Here is a 581-nt window from a genome sequence, read left to right as displayed (position 1 = left end):
ATACAAAACTTCGCCGTCTAAACTTACACGGAAAAATGTTCCGTTAGACGAAACTAGCCACAGATACGTTCCGTCAAAAACAGGCTGTTGGTAGAAAACGCCGTCAAGCGTTACGGGAAACGGCGGAACAAGAGCCGCATCTTCATCGTAAACTAAAAGTTGCCCCGATTGATTTACAAAGGCGGCATAAACTTTATTGTTCTGCGAAAATAAATGCGGAGAGCCAAAACCGATGCCGAAACTGCCGCCCTCTTCATCATTTTTTTCTACTGATATTGGCTTAGGCCAATTTGGTAATGCTTTTCCCTCGCCGTCAAGTAGCCACATTTCCCCAAAGAAACTTTTTGGATAAACTGCGGTGTATACAACATTTCCTTTTTTTCCCGAAACAGACAGGAAAGACGGCGGAGAACGCAGAGCCGATGTAAACGAAGTTTCCCAAACGCTCTGCTTACCTGTCGCGTCTATCGAATAAACTTTGCCGTCTTCATCGCAAAGGTAAAGTTTTCCCATAAATGCTGTTGGAGCGGAAGAAAGCGAAAGCCCCGTAAGCATTGGGAAGCCCTGTACCGCTTCCATGC

At 45.6% G+C, this 581-nt stretch carries 1 protein-coding gene; it reads right to left on the bottom strand.

Features of this window, described 5'->3' with window-relative positions; genetic code table 11:
* On the bottom strand, positions 1-581 hold a 581-nt coding region (locus ACYVTD_RS15705), incomplete at both ends, for a hypothetical protein (protein WP_461248630.1).

This window comes from Treponema sp. R6D11, assembly GCF_054786075.1.
The sequence above is the reverse complement of the archived record's forward strand: the minus strand, read 5'-3'. Positions and strand labels throughout refer to the sequence as shown.